The organism is Dehalococcoidia bacterium, from assembly GCA_030018455.1.
In the GTDB taxonomy this organism is placed as follows: Bacteria; Chloroflexota; Dehalococcoidia; order DSTF01; family JALHUB01; genus JASEFU01.
The window spans coordinates 293,427-310,658 of record JASEFU010000001.1 but is presented as its reverse complement, the minus strand read 5'-3'; the positions used below and the strand labels follow the sequence as shown (position 1 = coordinate 310,658).

Sequence of the window (17,232 nt, the reverse complement as noted above, 5' to 3'; positions counted from 1 at the left end):
GATGCGTATCTACTACGGGTGGTGGATAGTCGGCGTCATGGCCACGGTCATGTTCGTCACTACCGGCACCTTTTTCTACGGCTTCTCAACTCTCGTGGACCCCCTCAGCGACGAGTTCGGGTGGAGCCGCGCGGTCATAGGCGGGGCCTTCTCGCTGCGCTCCGAGATGGGCGGCCTGGAAGCGCCGGTCGTCGGCTACCTGATCGATCGGCTGGGCTCGCGCATCCTGCTCATCGCCGGCATCATCCTCGTCGGCATCGGCTTCATCCTTCTTAGCCGCATCAACGCCATCTGGGGTCTCTACCTTTCGGTGGCGGTCATCGCCGTTGGAATGGGCGCCACGAGCGGCCCCGTCGCCTACACAGCGATCGCCCACTGGTTCGTGAAGAAGCGCGGCCGGGCGACAGCGCTGGTTACTCTGGGCGGCGGCGCCAGCGGCGTCATGGTGATGGTGCTTGCCGCCCTGATAGCCGCTTTCGGTTGGAGAAGCGCTCTTCTTACGGTGGGGATCGCCCAGATCGTCATTGGGGTGCCGCTGGCGTTGCTCGTGCGGCAGCAGCCGGAGGACATGGGGCTCCTGCCCGACGGCGAGCCGCCGTCCGAGGCAGTCGCCGCGCCTGCTCCCGGAACGGACTCGGCCGAAGGCGAAACGGCGCTCGAACGCGCACGTGTGACTGAGGAGACCGCCTCGATCCATCGGCAGGGCCTGACGATGACGCAGGCGCTGCGGAACCGCACCTTCTGGCTGCTGGGCATCTCGATGGCGCTGATCAGCCTCGGCAGCATGGGCATCGTCGTCCACCAGGTCGCGTATCTCAAGGAGTCGATCGGCTTTTCCTCCGAGACCGCCGCCCAGATCGCCACCGCCATGACGGTGCTCAGCCTCTTCGGCAGGCTCGGCTTCGGCTATCTTGCCGATTTCATAGACAAGAAGAAGCTGCTCGCCGCCGCCTACGCGCTCATGGCTCTCGGCATCCTTGCCATCGCTACCATTCAGACGCAGTGGCAGGTGATCTTCTATCTCGCGCTGTTCAGCCCCGGCTGGGGCGCCTCGATCGCTGTCAGGCCCGTGCTTCAGGCTGAGCTTTTCGGCCTGCGCGCCTTTGCGGGGATACAGGGCCTCATGTTTACCATATCGAGCATAGGCAGCGTGAGCGGCCCCATCTTCGTCGGCGCGATGTACGACGTTGTCGGCGACTACAGGCCGGCATTCCTCATAACTGCGGTGGCCGCCCTGGTTGCCGTTCCGGCGATAATCCTCACGCCGATGCCCAGGGCCGTCGAAGCGAGGGCGCCGCTCGCCGTCGCCGAGGCGGAAGCGGAACCCTAGCCACAACCCGCCGATGCTGCTACCCTTGCCGGAAGCGCCCCGTTTGCTGCTTAATTGGAGCGTTAGAGGTCGCGGATGATGAAGCTCGCGGGCAGGGGAGTGACGGCGCGGCTGGCCATCTCGGCCCTTCTTCCGCGCGCAGTGCAGCTTGTGCTGCTCAAGCGCGCCGCGAGGGGCCGGCGACAGCGCCTCCTCCGCGAGGAACGCCGCCTGGCCCACGCTTCCGCCGGCGACCCGCTTCACGCCCACCACGCCGATCCCGTCTGCCTGATCGACGGCTACCATGGCAGCGTCACCTTCTGGGACTGGATCGGCCTCAAAGGGGGCGGCCTCTGGTACGCCTTCCTCTGGCCGCTCGTCTTCGAGACCGTGCTTGATCGCCTTCGGGCCGATCCTCGCCTTCGCGCCGTCCTCGAGCTCGACGGCCAGACCCTGGAGGAGATGGCGGAGAAGGCGCCCGACGCGCTCGCCGCCGTGAGGGAACTGCTCGCCACCGGCCGGCTGGAAATCGTTAACGGCGCCTACGCCCAGCCGCTTGCGCGCGCGGTCAGCGGGGAAGCCAACGTTCGCCACCTCTACTACGGCCTCGCCGCCATCGAGGCAGCTCTGGGCGCCCGCGTCCGCTCATATATGGCCGGTGAGCCCCAGTTCTATCCTCAACTCCCGCAAGTCCTCTCCGCCTTTCGCTACACGGGCGCTGTGTTTCGCACTCACTGGGCGGCCTTCGGCAGAGACCCCGCGCACGACGCGTCGCTCCTCAAGTGGAAGGGCCCCGACGGCAACGAGGTCCCGGTCGTCCCCCGCTACGGGTTCATGGGGCACGATCTCCCCGAAAGGCATCGCCGCGCGCTCGCGGATGGAGTCCTTCTCGGCGGCGACCTCGACCGCTGGGACAACGGGAGGCTGGAAGCTTTCCGCGACGAGGCGGAGCGTCGCGGCATCAGCCGTCCGCTGCTGAGCCGTCTCGCCGACCCCAATCCTGCCGAAGCCCCGCTCCCCGGCGCCTCCGCCCTCGCCGCCAGAGGTGACCTTCGCTTCGTGACCCCCGGCGAATACTTCGAAGCCGCGAAAAACGGCGGCCCTTCTATCACCTGCCGCTCCACCGATATCCCTGCCGCGATACCCTGGGGGCTCGGCGGCGGCCGGCTACAGCGTGACATCGCCGAGGCCGAAGGCGCGCTCCTGCTGGCAGAGCGGCTCGACGCCCTCGCCTACGCCATGGGCCGCCGCAGCGACGAAGTGAAGCTCAGCGACTCCTGGAAGAGACTCCTTCGCTCCCAGCACCACGATTTCTTCCTCTGCGGCCCCTGGCTCTCCCGAAAGCACAAGCGCTCCATGGCCGAAGTAGGACAGGACATGGCCGTCGCCGCCCGCAAGTCGTCGGAGCAAATAGCGCAAGAGGCGGCCGCCTACCTTGCCGCCCGCGTCGACAGCTCCGCCGCCGAAGGGCGCGCCCTCGTCCTCTTCAACCCGTCCTCCTGGAGCCGCGAGGACTACTTCGAGATAACCGTCGCCGGTACCTCCCCGTCGGTCTATCGTGGCGGCTCGGAAGTGCCCTCCCAAGTTGTGCAGCGCCTGGGGAACAAGAGCGTGCTCGGCTTTGTCGCCAGACTGCCTCCGTTGGGCTACGCCCTCTACGATATCCGCGAAAGGCGGGCGCTCCCCGAGTCGCCGGCCCCATCGCCGCTGCCGTTGAGCGCCGGGCCCCGCTTCTTCAGAAATCCGTTCTACTCCCTGTACCTCCATCCCAACGGAAGCGTGCAGCTTCTCGCGGGGGAGAAGACCGTCCTGGAGGGTGGGCACGTCGGCGTCTGGCTGAAGGGCAAGTACCACGACTCGCGGCAGACCAGCGCGCGCGTCACTCTCTTCCAGCGCGGCCCCGTCTTCGACCGCTACTGCATCGACGGCAAGATGGGGAAGATGGGCTTTCGCCAGTGGGTGACCCTCTACCAGACGCTGCCCCGCATCGACTTCCGGATGGAGTTCGATTTCGGCGAAGGCGCCGTCTTCGGCCCCCAGCTTTCCGATTCCAGCGCCGACGCTCCCTACTATCTGCAGGACGAGAAAAAGCTCTGCTTTAGCGTCGCGTCGCCGCTGCCGCGCCTCTTCTTCGATTCCCCCTTCCTGGTAGAAGAGGCCGGCGAGGGCCGGATAACCGCCCTAAGCCTGCTGACCCTGGAAGACGGTTCCGAGAACGGCGTCGCGCTGCTGAACCGCGGCACGCCGGGATACCACTACGACCCCCGCACGGGAGTCCTGCGCAACGTGCTCGCCTGGGCCCCTGAGAGGTGGCCGTACGCCAGCGACGACTCCGTCCGAGGCGGCAGATCCCGCTTCACGCGTCTGCAGGGCGGCTACGCCTACGAATGCTCCGTCGTCCCGTTCTCATCCCGATGGGACGCGCTGCGCGCCTCAATCGACTACCGGCTTCCCTGCCTGGGCGCCGCCCTCAGCCCCCGCTACGGCTCATTGCCTGCCCAGGGCAGCTTTCTCCGCTTGCAGCCGGAACCGGTCATTCTCTCGTCCCTGTTCGTGCAGAAGGACCGTGTTTACGCCCGCATTTGGAACCCCTCCGACGCGGACCGCGAGGTATCCATCGAGAGCGGCGGCCCGCTTTCGCTGTGGGAGTGCTCGCTCGACCTCGCTTCGGAGTCGCCCGTCGACGCTGTCACCCTTCCTCCCTGGGGCTTGCGTACGCTTCGGTTGGGCAACCCTTCCTCTCAGCCTTAACCGGCCCATCCTGATGGCCTTCTACCAACGGGAGTAAAGGCTGCGCCCACGGACTATCAGGCGCGTTGACGTCTCCTATACGTCGGGGCCCTATAGCCGCGCCCGCTCTCCTGATTCAAAATCGATGGTGGAACAGGAGAGACTTCGCGGGGGGCGGGTCGATAAGGGAACTTGTGGGCCTTGACGTCACCAAAGGAGGAAGCGATGAGAAGGATCAGGGTGCAGATTGCCGATTCCGCCGACCTGGCCCGGCAGGGTCTCGGCGGACTCGTATCCGCGGAGCCGGATATGGAGCTGACCGCGGCATGCAAAACGGTCGACGAGACCATCGCCAGGGCCGTGTTCCTTCCTCCCGATGTCGTCGTGCTCGGGTACGGCTTCTCTAGGCTTGACCGCATGGAAGCCATTCGAGGCATCAGGAGACGGAACGCATCGCTGCCCGTCCTCGTGCTTACCGACCGCGCAGACCTGGACGAGTGTTGGGCGGCGCTGAGAGCCGGCGCCCAGGGGTATCTGGGGGCGGACACCCGCGGGTCGGGCCTCTTGCAGGCCATTCGTGTCATCACTTCCAGCGGGAACGTCATCGACCGTCATGTCACCTCACAGCTCTTTGCCTGCGTCAGTGCGCCGCAGTCGAGCGCGCCCGTTGGCCCGGCGGGCAGCGTCCTCGAGCGCCTGACGGCAAGAGAGCGCGACGTCCTTGGCCTGATGGCGCAGGGCCGGGGAAACAAGGAGATTGGGGCGCTTCTGGGCATCAGCGCCGGTACGGCAAAGACTCACATCCGCCACATCTTTCGGAAGCTGCAGGTCTCCGATCGGACGCGGGCAGTGCTGATCGCCCTCGATATCGACCCGAGACGCACGCTTTCCGTCGCCTGAGCGCCCCAATCTCAGTCCGCCTGGTACACCAGCAGCAGGCCGATGACGTACGTCACGATGAGCGCCGCCGCCGCTGGTTGAACGTGAAGGCGCAGGTCCGCCCGCCGCACATTTACGGCTATGAGCGCCGTCGTCATCATGGCGATCCCGGCCATCGCCGCTGCCACTTGGCTGGGGCCCACCGTCTCGAAAAGCGGCCCCTTCACATAGAGGAGGTCCAGCCAGGCGAGGATGGCCATGTTCGTGATGCAGCTCCCGAAAAGATTGCCTATCGCCAGGTCAATCGATCCCAGCCGCATCGCCGAGGCGGAAGTGACGAGCTCGGGCAGGGTTGTCACCAGCGCCAGTGCCGCTACCCCGAAGAAGCTTTCGCTCAGGCCCGCCTCCTTCGCTATCTCCTCCGATGCCACGATGAGGAGCGGCCCTGCGGCCAGAATCGCCGCCCCGGCTATCACGAACTGGATGACCGCGGACCGCAATGATATGGCCCTCCTCTCGATTTCTTGGCGCTCCGCGCTGGGGTGAACGATCCTCTCCTCGTATTGCCGAAGCAAGAACGCGCTTCCAACCGCGATCGCCACCAGCAGGGGACTGGCCAGACTCAGCGTCCCCAGATTCAAGTTCGAATCGGACACGGAGAAAACGCCGGCGGTCGCCGTTATCAGGATGGCGACGGCCGCCGCGAGCGCTATGCCCGTCGGCTCGCGACGGACCTCCCACGCCCTCCCGAACAGCAGCCCAAGTATCCCCAGGATCAACATGTTCACCATGTTCGCCCCGAAAATGTCGCCCGTCGCGAGGTCGGGTGCGTCCCTAACGACCGCCACCGAAGAGGTGACAAGCTCGGGAAGAGATGTCGTGCCGGCGATAAGAAAGGCGCCGATCCAGATCCTGCCCAGGCCCGTGCGTTCCGCTATCGTCTCGCCGTTGTAGGCAAGCGCCACCCCGGCGACGATAATCACCGCCGCCGTCACGAAGAAGAGAAGATAGACCATCCCGTGCTCTTTCAAGAGAGGGGCGACGAGGCCGGCCCCTCAGTCCCACTGTACCATCACTCCCCTCTGCCGGCGACTGAGCAGGCATGGCCTCATGCAAACGGCCGCAGGAGATGGGGACCGCTCTGAGCCGTCGTCGCCGAGGAAAGCGGACCTGCCCGGACGAGAGGTCGCGTGCTGCCTGCTAGCTGCCGCTGATGAGCCGGTCGACTGCGGTGTAGGGGTCGGTCTGCCGGCAGGCGACCTCCCCTATCAGCCGCTCAAGCGACTTCGCGGTTTCCGGCGAGCGAAGAAGATCGTCCAGCAGGCGGTGACGGAGCAGCGCCAGCACCTGGTTGCGCGCCTGCTCGAGGCGGCAGCGCTCAAGCTCGCCCGAATGCTCCAGGCGCCGCCGGTGCGCCTCCACCGCGTCGGCGAGGGCGGAAACGCCTTCGGAAGTCGTGGCGACCGTCTGGAGGACCGGCACAGCCGCGCCGGGCGCCGTGGCGAGCGCCGCGCTGAGCTGGGCCGCAAGGGCATCCGCGCCGGGCAGGTCCGCCTTATTGACGATGAGGACATCGGCGGCCTCCAGCAGACCCGCCTTCATCGCCTGCACGTCGTCGCCGGCGGAGGGCGTGTTGACGACGACCGTCGTCTGCGCTGCCGAGGCGATATCGACCTCGTCCTGGCCCGCGCCCACGGTCTCGACGATGACGACGTCCTTCCCCGACGCGTCGAGGGCGGCGACGACGCCGGGAGTGGTGGCGGCAATCCCGCCGGGGAAGCCGCGCGTGGCCATGCTGCGGATAAACACCTCGCGGTCGGATGCCAGCTCCTGCATCCGGATGCGGTCGCCGAGGACGGCGCCGCGGCTGAAGGCGCTCGACGGGTCGACGGCGACGATGCCGACGCTGCGGCCCCGCGCGCGAAGCTCGAGAGTGAGGGCGTAGACAAGGGTGCTCTTTCCTGAGCCGGGGGCGCCCGTCACGCCGATGGTGTGCGCCCGGCCGGTGCGGGAATAGAGGATTCGCAGCGCCTCGCGTCCCTCCGGCGTGCCGTCTTCGATGAGGGTGAGCACGCGGGCGAGGGCGCGCCTGTCGCCGGCAAGGAGGCGATCCGTCAGGTCGCCGACAGGGGAGGCGCTAGCCGCGGCTGCCGCCACGCGCGTTCTCCTGCACGAAACGGACGATATCCCGCGTATCTGCGCCGGGGCCGAATACGGCGCGAAAGCCCATCGCTTTCAGAGCGGGAACGTCCTCATCGGGAATGATCCCGCCGGCCATCAGCAGGAGGTCGTCGATGCCCCGGCTCCGCAGTTCATCGAGGATGCGCGGGAAAAGCTCGACGTGCGCCCCGGAGAGGACGGAGAGGCCGAGCACGTCCACGTCCTCCTGGAGGGCGGCCTCGGCGATCATTTCCGGGGTCTGCCGGATGCCGGTGTAGACCACCTCCATGCCGGCGTCGCGCAGGGCCCGCGCCACCACCTTCGCGCCGCGGTCGTGGCCGTCGAGCCCCGGCTTGGCGATGAGCACGCGGATCTTGTGTCCCTGGTCCATCTAGCGCCTCTTCCCCACGTGCTCGATCAGCCGAATGGGCACGCCGTACGTCGACGCCGGCTCGATCTCCGCTGCCATGGCGTCCTCTTCGGTTTCGGGGTCGGACACGGCTATCCCTTCCTCGCGCAGCTTCGTTACCAGCTCGCCCAGCCCTTCGACCTCAAGGGCGATCGCGAGGAGTCCTACGTGGTCCGTGTCAGCGACGATGCGTATGACGCCGTTCCCGAGCGCCAGGCACTCGGTTCCCGGTGGGCACGGCTCGGACGCGGCCAGACCCAGCATTTCGCGCCAGGTAGCGGCCGCCTCCGCCACGTCTTCCGCGCCGATGAGCAGGTATTCCAGACCCTTAATCTTCATGTTCCGGCTGCTCCATCTCCACCAGCACGCCGTGCAGGGCGGACGGGTGGACGAAAGCGACGAGGCCGTTCAGTCCCCGGCGCGGCTCCTGATCGATCAGCGGAGCCTCCTTCTCCCTTAGCTGCGCGAGAGCGCCCGCGATGTCCTCGCTCTCGAGGGCGAGGTGGTGCAGCCCTTCGCCGCGACGCTCCAGAAAGCGCTCCAGCGCGCTCCCCGCTCGAGGCTCCAGCAGCTCGATACCGCTGTCGCCGAGGCGTAGAAGCGCGGCTCTCACGCCTTGCTCGCGCAGGTCCGCTGTCTTCATGATCGGCAGGCCGAGCGCGTCGCGATAGAAGACCAGCGCCTTGTCGAGGTCCCTGACGGCGATCCCCAGGTGGGCGATTCCTTTAACAAGCGCCATCGGTCGCTCCTCTCTACGCTACGAAAGTGCTCGCGCCCTGCGGTCTCCATTCCTATTCGCTGCCCCCATCTCCCCACTAGAAGACTATCGACTCCTTTTGTTCGCCCCAGATGGAGCGCAGCGCGTCGCACATCTCTCCAAGCGTAACGTAGTTCTCCGCGCACTCGATGAAGCAGGGCATCGTGTTCTCTGCGCCGCGGGCCGCGTCCGCCAGCCGGTCGAGGGCCGCTTTCGCGGCGGCGTTGTCCCGTTCGCGGCGCAGCTTTCGCAGCCGGCGCGCCTGCCGCTCGCCGACCTTCGGGTTGACCCGCAGCAGCCCCTCGACAGGCGTGTGATCGCTCACGAACCGGTTGACGCCCACGACGATGCGCCTCCCTTCTTCGAGGTCGCGCTGCATGCGGTAAGCGTTGGTCTGGATCTCGCGCTGCTGGTAGCCCTGCTCGATCGCGCGCATTGCGCCGCCCATCTCGTCGATGCGGCGGATGTACTCCTCCGCTTCCTCCTCCAGCGTGTCGGTCAGACACTCCACCACGTAGGAGCCGCCCAGCGGGTCGACAGTGTCCGCGACGCCGCTCTCGAAGGCGATTATCTGCTGTGTGCGCAGCGCTATCTGGACGGCGCGTTCGCTGGGGAGCGCCAGCGCCTCGTCCATCGCGTTCGTGTGCAGCGATTGCGTTCCCCCCAGCACAGCGGACAGCGCCTGAAGGGTAGTGCGGATGATATTGTTCTCAGGCTGCTGCGCCGTCAGGCAGACGCCGCTGGTTTGCGTGTGGAAGCGGAGCATCATCGAGCGCGGCTCGCGGGCGCCGAAGCGCTCCTTGACTATCCGCGCCCACAGCCGGCGGGCGGTGCGAAACTTGGCGACCTCCTCCAGGAAGTTGCTCTGGCTGGCGAAGAAGAACGAGAGACGGGGCGCGAACTCGTCGATGGCGAGGCCGGTCGAAAGCGCTCCCTCGACGTAGGCGATGCCGTTGGCGAGCGTGAACGCGATCTCCTGGGCGGCGGTCGAACCGGCCTCCCGGATGTGATAGCCGCTAATGCTTATCGTGTTCCACGCGGGCAGGTGGTTCTTGCAGTAAGCGAAGATATCGGTGGCCAGGCGCATGGAAGGCTGGGGCGGAAAGATGTACGTGCCGCGCGCGATGTACTCCTTGAGGACGTCGTTCTGGGTGGTGCCGCCCAGCTTCGATAGATCGGCGCCCTGCTTCTTCGCGGCGGCGACGTAGAACGCGAGGAGCGCCGGCGCGGTGGCGTTGATGGTCATGGATGTCGTCACGCGCTCGAGAGAGATCCCCTTGAACAGCTCCTCCATGTCGAGCAGGCTGCACACGGAGACGCCCACCTTGCCCACCTCGCCGGCGGCGCGCGGGTGATCGGCGTCGTAGCCGATCTGAGTCGGCAGGTCGAAGGCAACGGAGAGACCGGTCTGGCCGTGGTCTAGCAGGTAGCGATAGCGGCGGTTCGATTCCGCAGCGTCGCCGAAGCCCGCGTACTGCCGCATCGTCCACAGACGGCCGCGGTACATGTTGGACTGGACGCCGCGGGTGAAGGGGTAGCGGCCGGGCTCGCCCAGGCGCCTGGTCCAGTCCCAATCACGCAGGTCTTCCGGCGTATAGCACTCTTTCAATTCGCGGCCGGAGCTTGTCTCAAAGCGCCGGCTCCCCGCGGACGCCGGAGGCTGTTTCGCGCCGCTTTGTTGTTCGTTTTCCGACGATGACAAGCGACTGCTCCCAACGGTGGTTCAGAACGGACCCGCCACTCGAATCGTAGACAACAGATACGAGTGTAGCGGGGGCCGGTCAAGCGGTCAACGCCGCTTCTCTTTTGACACCGCGTCTCGCCCCTTGCTATGATCGGTGCGGCTAGCCCAGACACTCCAGTCTAGCCAAGGCGGTTCGACCCACCGATGCCTTTTCAGGCGCTCGTTGCCCCGCTGGCCCCCGCAGCCGAAGAGGGATTCCCCGTGGGCGGCCTCAACGCTCCAATCGCGGCGGTAATCTTCGCCGTGGCCGTCTTCTTCTACGCCCTCGTCAACAGCATCGAGATATCCATCGTCGCCGCCGACCGCATCCGCTTGCGCCATCTCATCGAAGGCGGCAGCGCCGCCGCCGGCGCCATCGAGCGCCTCCGCGCCCGGCGCGACCTCTTTTTCGCCGGCATCGTGCTCCTGCAGAACCTGTTTGTCGTCGTAGCAGCCGCCATGGCCAGCGCCCTCTCCGTCGATGCCTTCGGCGGAGTTGGCCTTGCGCTCGGCACCCTGGCGACGACTCTCCTGCTCGCCGTCGTCGGCGAGGCCACACCGAAGGTGCTCGCCGCACAGGCGACCGAGCGCTGTGCCCTCGTCGTCGCCAGGCCGACGGAGCTCCTGATCGACGCCCTATACCCGTTAGTCTGGCTTATCGCTGCCGTCCCCCGGGTGCTCGGACGCATCGTCTTCGGCGAGGCCGCGGGCGCGACGCCTACCGTGACCGAGGCGGAGCTCCGCACGATGATCGACATCGGCACGGAGGAGAAGGTGCTCGGCGAGCGCACCGGCGAGCTCCTGGAGCGCGTCTTCCAGTTCCGCGACCGGCAGGTGCAGGAGATTATGGTGCCGCGCCCCGATGTTGTCTGGCTCGAGTCGGGAATGACCGTGGGGGAGATGCTTCAGGTGTTCGACCGCGCGCCTCACTCCCGCTTCCCCGTCTACAGCGAGAGCATCGACAACGTCGTCGGCGTCGTCGGCATCAAGGACGTGCTCCGGGCCATCGGACGCGGCGAAGTGACGACGGCGAGCCCGATAGACCCCGTCATCCGTCCTACCTACTTCATCCCCGAGACGAAGCCTATCGGGTCGCTGTTCTGGGAGATGCAGGCCGCCGGCCGGCAAATGGCCATCGTCGTCGACGAGTACGGCGGCACCGCCGGCATCGTGACCGCTGAGATCTTGCTCGAAGCGATGGTCGGCCCCGTGGCCGACGAGCTGCGCGGCGCCGTGAAAGAGTTCCAGACCATCGACGAGAAGACAGTCCAGGTCGACGCCGGCATGAGCGTCTCCGAGGCCAACGATGAGCTGGGACTGGATATACCCGAGGGGCGCTACGAGACTATCGCCGGCTACGTCCTCGAGCGGCTCGGCCACATACCGCGCGAGGGCGAGACCGTCTCCGGAGACGGTTTCACCATGGTCGTATCGAAGATGGACGGCGTTAAAGTCGAGCGCGTTCTCATCAGAAGGGCGTGAGCGTGAAGGTGCAACGTCTGCGTGTGAAGTTCTCGCGCGGCGAGGCGGTGAAGTACGTCACCCATCTCGACCTGATGCGCCTGTGGGAACGCGCGCTCCTTCGCGCCGGGATCGACCTCGCGTACTCGGAGGGGTTCAGCCCTCACGCGCGGCTGTCGCTGGCGGCCCCGCTTGCCGTCGGCGTGACGAGCTCGGGCGAGTTGCTCGATGTCTTCCTCAACACGCGCATAAGCCCGTTCGAGTTCATGCGCCGCGTCTCGGAGCAACTGCCCGAAGGGATCGAGGTTCACGAAGCGCGCGACGTCGGGCTGCGCGTGCCGTCGTTGCAGTCGGAGGTGCGCTGGGGGGAGTACGAGGTGGAGCTCGACCCGTCGGTCGAGACGGAACGCGCGCGGGCTGCAATCGAGCGCTTTCTGGCGGCGGAGACGCTGCCCTGGGAGCACTTGCGTGAGAAAGAGACCCGTCGCTACGATATCCGCAGCCTTGTCCAGCACCTGTGGTTGGAGAAGGGCGGCCCGTCGCTGCGCCTGGGCATGCGGCTTCGCCTCGATAGCGGTGGCAGCGGCCGGCCGGAGCAAGTAGTGGCGGCGATGGGGCTGCCGGAGCCGCTGCGCATCCACCGTACGAAGCTGGTGCTCGCCGAGTCGTCGCCGGCGCACGAGGCGTGGCGGCGGCGCGGGCGGTTTACATAACATCATGCGACTCATCCTTGTCCGACACGGGGAGACCGCCGGCAACCGTGAACGCCTCGCGCTCGGCCGCCTCGACGTACCCCTGAACGATACCGGCTGTCTCCAGGCGCGGGCGCTCGCGCGCTCCCTGCAGCGGGCGCCGCTCGCCGCCGTCTATTCCAGCCCGCTGCGTCGCGCCCTCGAGACGGCAGAGGCCATCGCCGCGCCCCACAGCCTCGAGGTGCGCATCGATGATGGGCTGGCGGAAATGGACGTCGGCGAGATGGACGGCCACAGCATCGAGGAGATGCAGAAGCTCCACGGCGACTTTCTCCGCCGCTGGTTCACCTCTGAGGCGGCCACCCTGCGCATGCCCGGCGGCGAGTGCCTGGAGGACGTGCGCGAGCGCTGCTGCGAATCGCTCTCCCGCATCCTCCAGCGTCACCCCGACGACACCGTCTGCGCCGTGAGCCACAACTTCACCATCCACGTTCTCCTCTGTCACGCTCTCGGCCTCCCCCTCTCGGAGTTCCGGCGTCTGCGCCACGACCTCGCCGCCGTCAGCGTCCTCGACTTCCACGGCGAGCACGTCGCGCTCCTCCGCCTCAACGACACGTGCCACCTCGACGAGGCAGGGCTGTCGGAGCGGCCGCTGTACTAGAGAGCTACTTGCGCGCGCTTGTAATTGCGCCGTCGCTGTGCTAGATTTGGGCAAAGCGCGGGGTGAGAACAGACGCAGGAGGCGCAGCCGGGGTGCTTAGCCGGTGGGTCCCCCGCACAATCGTCATCGTGGCCGCCGTTGTGGTGGGCTACCTTCTCTTCAGCACCGTAAACGCCACCCTCAATTCCTACCGTCTCGCCGGCGACGAAGAGAAGGCCCGCCGGGACATCGCCGAGCTCGAAGCGCGCTACGAGAAGCTCGTCGCCATCCGCGAATACCTCTCCTCCGACGAGTACATCGAGGGCATGGCGCGCCGGATGCTGGGCCTCGTGAAGCCGGGTGAGACGCTGGTGAAGGTGACCTCGCCCCAGGGAGAAACCGGCCCCATTGACGGGACGCCAACGCCGGAGCCCGGCGACCGCGCCTGGTGGGAAGAGCTCTTCGGCCCCTAGCGACGCTAGGCGCAGCAAGAGAAACCCGCGCCGGCTCCCCTTGTCCCGCCTCCCCAGATCGGCCACCACATTGGACTGCGCCTTGCGGCGCGGCCTTGGGGCTGGGGTACCGCTCAACAATGCCCGCCTTGCTGCCGGGCTTGACGCCGTCCCCTTCGGTCATATAGTGGTGTTGAGACGCCACGAATGGGAGGCTGACGTTTGGCCGCAGCCGGAGAACGCCCGCAGAAGCCCTTCGGCCCCGCTCTCGAGCGCCGCGTCCGGCGCCACATCGAGCGGCACGGACTGCTGCGCCCCGGCGACCGCGTGCTAGCGGCCGTCTCCGGCGGCGGCGACTCGACCGCGCTCCTGCTCGTATTGTCGCGGCTGCGGCCGGCCCTCGGCATCGATCTCAGCGCCGCCTACTTCGATCACGGGCTTCGCGGCGGGGGGGCGTCGCGTCGCGAGAGAGATTTCGTGGCGAAGCTGGCGGGCTCGACGAACGTCGAGCTCGTCAGAGGCGCCGGCGATGTCCGCTCCCACGCCCGCGAAAGGCGCGTCTCCATCGAAGAGGCGGCGCGCGAGCTGCGCTACCACTTCCTCGCCGGCGCTGCCCTCGAGATGGGGGCAGCCGCCGTCGCCACCGGCCACACCGCCGACGACCAGGCCGAGACCGTCCTCATGAACATCCTGCGCGGCGCGGGGATCAGCGGCGTCGCCGGCATGCTGCCTCTCGCCCGCTGGCCGTACCCGGACGAGCGCACGCCCCAATTGTCCCTCGTGCGCCCGCTGCTCGAGGTGACCAGGGCCGAAACGCTCGCGTACTGCCGGGAGATGGGCGTGCGCCCGCTGGAGGACGTGAGCAACCGTTCCCTCGCCTACCGACGGAACCGCATCCGCCGCGAGGTGCTGCCGTTCCTCCGGCGCTACAACCCGCGCATCGATGACGCGCTGCGTCGGCTCGCGGCGTCGGCTGCCGCCGAACGCGAAGCCCTCGAAGAGATAGCCGCCGGCCTGCTGCCCGCTGTCGGGCGGTTCCACGGGCGGGCCGTCCGCCTCTCCCGCAGCGGACTTCGCGCCCAGCCGCCGGGCCTGCGCGTTCACATCCTCCGCGCCGCCGGGGCCCGCCTCATCGGTGATGTGCGCGACATCGGCCGGCCGCACTGGGAAGCGATGGCCGCCGCCCTCGATGCGCCGACCGGCGCCGAGCTCGACCTCCCGCGCGGCCTTCGCGTGCGCATCGAATACGATGACCTCATCCTCACCCTCGGGGGGCAGACCGGTCCGTCGCCGTTGCCTTCCGAAGAGGTCTTCCTCGCCGTGCCCGGGCGGACGCGCGTCGACGGCTGGATCTTCGACGCCCGCTTCGTCGAGGGGGAAGTCCCGCCTTCGCCCGCCGCGTCGCCAAGTGTCGCCCGCTTCGACGCGGACGCCATCGACTTACCCCTCGGCGTCCGCCGCCGTCGACGCGGCGACCGGTTCCGTCCCCTGGGCATGGCCGGCGAGAAGAAGCTTCAGGACGTCTTCGTCGACGCCAAAGTCCCGCGGGTCGAGCGCGACAGCGTCCCCATCGTCTGCGACCGCGCGGGCATCGTCTGGGTCGTCGGCCACCGCATCGCCGAGCGCGCCCGCGTCGTCGACTCCACGCGCCGCGTGCTCGATATCGGAGTCGCGTTCGAGAGTGCGACGAATATTGCGGGCAACCCTTGACAAGTCCAATCGCCGTCGTTATGATGATATTGAGCGTCGAAGTTACACGTTAAAAGGTACATTAACACAGCTCCCGAGCAGGCGTTGCGCGGGAAAGGTGTTTTTTGTGTCCGAGCGACGAGAGCACCTTAACAACTGGATAGCGGAAGGAAGAAGTGTGGGATCAACCGTTGAATCTTGACCTCGGGGATTCATCTCCGAGGAAAAGAGAGTACGGAGAGTTTGATCCTGGCTCAGGATTAACGCTGGCGGCGTGCCTTACGCATGCAAGTCGTACGGTCCTGATGGTTCGCTGTCAGGATAGTGGCGGACGGGTGAGTAACACGTAGGTAACCTGCCCGGAAGCGGGGAATAACCCCGCGAAAGCGGGGCTAATACCGCATGTGGTCGCTTCAGCCTGCTGGAGTGACTAAAGCCTTTGGGCGCTTTCGGAGGGGCCTGCGGCCGATTAGCTAGTTGGTGGGGTAACGGCCTACCAAGGTGACGATCGGTAGCTGGTCTGAGAGGATGGCCAGCCACACGGGGACTGAGACACGGCCTCGACTCCTACGGGAGGCAGCAGCGAGGAATTTTGCGCAATGGGCGAAAGCCTGACGCAGCAACGCCGCGTGGGTGATGAAGGCCTTCGGGTTGTAAAGCCCTTTTGCAGGGGAAGAAGATCTGACGGTACCCTGCGAATAAGCCACGGCTAACTACGTGCCAGCAGCCGCGGTAATACGTAGGTGGCAAGCGTTGTCCGGATTTATTGGGCGTAAAGAGCGCGTAGGCGGCTTGCCAAGTCCGGGGTTAAATCTCCCGGCTCAACTGGGAGGCGCCCCCGGATACTGGCAGGCTCGAGGGGAGCAGAGGAGAGTGGAATTCCCGGTGTAGTGGTGGAATGCGTAGATATCGGGAGGAACACCAGTGGCGAAGGCGGCTCTCTGGGCTCTACCTGACGCTGAGGCGCGAAAGCGTGGGGAGCGAACCGGATTAGATACCCGGGTAGTCCACGCCGTAAACGTTGGACACTAGGTGTGGGGGGTATCGACCCCCTCCGTGCCGAAGCTAACGCTCTAAGTGTCCCGCCTGGGGAGTACGGCCGCAAGGCTAAAACTCAAAGGAATTGACGGGGGCCCGCACAAGCAGCGGAGCGTGTGGTTTAATTCGACGCAACGCGAAGAACCTTACCAGGGCTTGACATGCCGGTGGTAGCAAAGGGAAACCGGAGCGACCCTTCGGGGAGCCGGCACAGGTGATGCATGGCTGTCGTCAGCTCGTGCCGTGAGGTGTTGGGTTAAGTCCCGCAACGAGCGCAACCCCTGTCGTCAGTTGCATTCTCTGACGAGACTGCCCCGCGAAACGGGGAGGAAGGTAGGGATGACGTCAAGTCAGCACGTCCCTTACGTCCTGGGCTACTCACACGCTACAATGGACGGTACAACGGGCAGCCAAGGAGCGATCCGGAGCTAATCCCTTAAAACCGTCCCCAGTTCAGATTGAAGGCTGAAATTCGCCTTCATGAAGGTGGAGTTGCTAGTAACTGCCGGTCAGCACACGGCGGTGAATACGTTCCCGGGCCTTGTACACACCGCCCGTCACGTCATGGGAGCCGGCAACACCTGAAGTCGCTGTGCTAACCCCTTGTGGGAGGCAGGCGCCGAGGGTGGGGTTGGTGACTGGGACGAAGTCGTAACAAGGTAGCCGTAGCGGAAGCTGCGGCTGGATCACCTCCTTTCTAGGGAGCGGCCGCTCGCCTCGGCGAGCAGCTAATCCTAGGTCGATCGGTGCGTCCTTCCTCGGAAGGACCATCGTCAAACCGAAAAGCCGTCCCACCGGCTTTCCTTCCGCTATCCAAGGGTTAAGGTGCCCGTTTGTCGAGGAAGTTGGCGCGGGCGCAAGTCGGGCCATTAGCTCAGCTGGTTAGAGCGCGGTCCTGATAAGACCGAGGTCGGTGGTTCGACTCCACCATGGCCCACCAGCAGCAAGCGACAAGAGATAGACGGCTCTCCGGCCGTCACCCGAGAATGGGGCCGTAGCTTAGCTGGGAGAGCGCCGCCTTTGCACGGCGGAGGTCGGGGGTTCGAATCCCCCCGGCTCCACCAGGCAAACCGGCCACAGCACTGCGGCAAACCCCTTGTCAAACGATAATACATGCGGTACACTTAAGGCTGAGGACAACAGAGAACTACATGGTTGACGCTCAGTTCAAAACCTAATAGCATTTCCGTCTGATGCAAGCGGCATAACCTCGGCCTGAAGCATCAGGCCGATTATTTTGCACATTAACAACTGAACACTGGAAGCGGCTCACCTTTGCGCGCGGGTCTTAAT

The 17,232-nt window shown here is 66.2% G+C and carries 14 protein-coding genes, 2 tRNA genes and 1 rRNA gene; 11 read left to right on the top strand and 6 right to left on the bottom strand.

Annotation, left to right across the window (positions count from 1 at the left end; translation table 11 throughout):
• Position 1: 1 nt before the first annotated feature.
• The 3 genes from QME71_01515 (at position 2) to QME71_01505 (ending at position 4,939) form a co-directional block, all read left to right on the top strand.
• Positions 2-1,330 carry an MFS transporter gene (locus QME71_01515; protein MDI6856980.1) on the top strand — a complete coding sequence of 443 codons (1,329 nt, stop codon included), beginning with the start codon at positions 2-4 and terminating at the stop codon, positions 1,328-1,330.
• Between the two features lie 75 nt (positions 1,331-1,405).
• On the top strand, positions 1,406-4,060 hold the full coding sequence (locus tag QME71_01510) for a hypothetical protein (GenBank protein MDI6856979.1): 2,655 nt from the start codon (positions 1,406-1,408) through the stop codon (positions 4,058-4,060).
• A gap of 204 nt (positions 4,061-4,264) precedes the next feature.
• Positions 4,265-4,939: a response regulator transcription factor gene (locus QME71_01505; protein ID MDI6856978.1), complete on the top strand. Its 675-nt coding sequence runs from the start codon at positions 4,265-4,267 to the stop codon at positions 4,937-4,939.
• Positions 4,940-4,950: 11 nt separating this feature from the next.
• Here the strand turns inward: QME71_01505 and QME71_01500 are convergent, their stop codons facing one another.
• The 6 genes from QME71_01500 to QME71_01475 form a co-directional block, all read right to left on the bottom strand.
• A complete protein-coding gene (locus QME71_01500) occupies positions 4,951-5,934 on the bottom strand; it encodes a hypothetical protein (protein ID MDI6856977.1) in 984 nt (327 codons plus the stop codon).
• Positions 5,935-6,118: 184 nt separating this feature from the next.
• On the bottom strand, positions 6,119-7,075 hold the full coding sequence (gene meaB / locus QME71_01495; GenBank protein ID MDI6856976.1) for a methylmalonyl Co-A mutase-associated GTPase MeaB: 957 nt from the start codon (positions 7,073-7,075) through the stop codon (positions 6,119-6,121).
• A complete protein-coding gene (locus QME71_01490) occupies positions 7,056-7,469 on the bottom strand; it encodes a cobalamin B12-binding domain-containing protein (protein MDI6856975.1) in 414 nt (137 codons plus the stop codon). Before QME71_01490 ends, meaB begins: the two co-directional genes overlap by 20 nt.
• Entirely contained in the window at positions 7,470-7,826 is a 357-nt protein-coding gene (locus QME71_01485) for a hypothetical protein (protein ID MDI6856974.1), read from the bottom strand. It abuts the gene before it with no gap.
• On the bottom strand, positions 7,816-8,226 hold the full coding sequence (gene mce, locus QME71_01480; protein MDI6856973.1) for a methylmalonyl-CoA epimerase: 411 nt from the start codon (positions 8,224-8,226) through the stop codon (positions 7,816-7,818). Before mce ends, QME71_01485 begins: the two co-directional genes overlap by 11 nt.
• A gap of 76 nt (positions 8,227-8,302) precedes the next feature.
• Positions 8,303-9,946, bottom strand: a complete 1,644-nt coding sequence (locus QME71_01475; protein MDI6856972.1) for a methylmalonyl-CoA mutase family protein — start codon at positions 9,944-9,946, stop codon at positions 8,303-8,305.
• A 186-nt stretch (positions 9,947-10,132) separates the two neighbouring features.
• Between QME71_01475 and QME71_01470 the strand changes: the two genes are divergently transcribed.
• The 8 genes from QME71_01470 (at position 10,133) to QME71_01435 (ending at position 17,003) form a co-directional block, all read left to right on the top strand.
• On the top strand, positions 10,133-11,449 hold the full coding sequence (locus QME71_01470; GenBank protein ID MDI6856971.1) for a hemolysin family protein: 1,317 nt from the start codon (positions 10,133-10,135) through the stop codon (positions 11,447-11,449).
• Positions 11,450-11,451: 2 nt separating this feature from the next.
• Positions 11,452-12,141 (top strand): TIGR03936 family radical SAM-associated protein, encoded by a 690-nt coding sequence (locus tag QME71_01465; GenBank protein ID MDI6856970.1) that lies wholly within the window; start codon positions 11,452-11,454, stop codon positions 12,139-12,141.
• Between the two features lie 4 nt (positions 12,142-12,145).
• Positions 12,146-12,781, top strand: coding sequence for a histidine phosphatase family protein (locus tag QME71_01460; protein ID MDI6856969.1), 636 nt, complete (start codon positions 12,146-12,148; stop codon positions 12,779-12,781).
• A gap of 92 nt (positions 12,782-12,873) precedes the next feature.
• Positions 12,874-13,233, top strand: coding sequence for a septum formation initiator family protein (locus tag QME71_01455; protein ID MDI6856968.1), 360 nt, complete (start codon positions 12,874-12,876; stop codon positions 13,231-13,233).
• A gap of 201 nt (positions 13,234-13,434) precedes the next feature.
• Positions 13,435-14,922, top strand: coding sequence for a tRNA lysidine(34) synthetase TilS (gene tilS, locus QME71_01450; GenBank protein MDI6856967.1), 1,488 nt, complete (start codon positions 13,435-13,437; stop codon positions 14,920-14,922).
• A gap of 210 nt (positions 14,923-15,132) precedes the next feature.
• Positions 15,133-16,636: ribosomal RNA gene (locus QME71_01445) — 16S ribosomal RNA — on the top strand.
• A 166-nt stretch (positions 16,637-16,802) separates the two neighbouring features.
• Positions 16,803-16,879, top strand: a tRNA-Ile gene (locus tag QME71_01440).
• Between the two features lie 48 nt (positions 16,880-16,927).
• Positions 16,928-17,003, top strand: a tRNA-Ala gene (locus tag QME71_01435).
• The last annotated feature ends 229 nt before the right edge of the window (positions 17,004-17,232 follow it).

What these genes read in the sequence shown, in the direction of transcription:
- QME71_01490 (MDI6856975.1), bottom strand. Translation starts at nt 7,469, where the DNA reads ATGGACCAGGGACACAAGATCCGCGTGCTCATCGCCAAGCCGGGGCTC.
- QME71_01505 (MDI6856978.1), top strand. Translation starts at nt 4,265, where the DNA reads ATGAGAAGGATCAGGGTGCAGATTGCCGATTCCGCCGACCTGGCCCGG.
- mce (MDI6856973.1), bottom strand. Translation starts at nt 8,226, where the DNA reads ATGGCGCTTGTTAAAGGAATCGCCCACCTGGGGATCGCCGTCAGGGAC.
- QME71_01485 (MDI6856974.1), bottom strand. Translation starts at nt 7,826, where the DNA reads ATGAAGATTAAGGGTCTGGAATACCTGCTCATCGGCGCGGAAGACGTG.
- QME71_01515 (MDI6856980.1), top strand. Translation starts at nt 2, where the DNA reads ATGCGTATCTACTACGGGTGGTGGATAGTCGGCGTCATGGCCACGGTC.
- QME71_01470 (MDI6856971.1), top strand. Translation starts at nt 10,133, where the DNA reads ATGCCTTTTCAGGCGCTCGTTGCCCCGCTGGCCCCCGCAGCCGAAGAG.
- QME71_01460 (MDI6856969.1), top strand. Translation starts at nt 12,146, where the DNA reads ATGCGACTCATCCTTGTCCGACACGGGGAGACCGCCGGCAACCGTGAA.
- QME71_01500 (MDI6856977.1), bottom strand. Translation starts at nt 5,934, where the DNA reads ATGGTCTATCTTCTCTTCTTCGTGACGGCGGCGGTGATTATCGTCGCC.
- QME71_01510 (MDI6856979.1), top strand. Translation starts at nt 1,406, where the DNA reads ATGATGAAGCTCGCGGGCAGGGGAGTGACGGCGCGGCTGGCCATCTCG.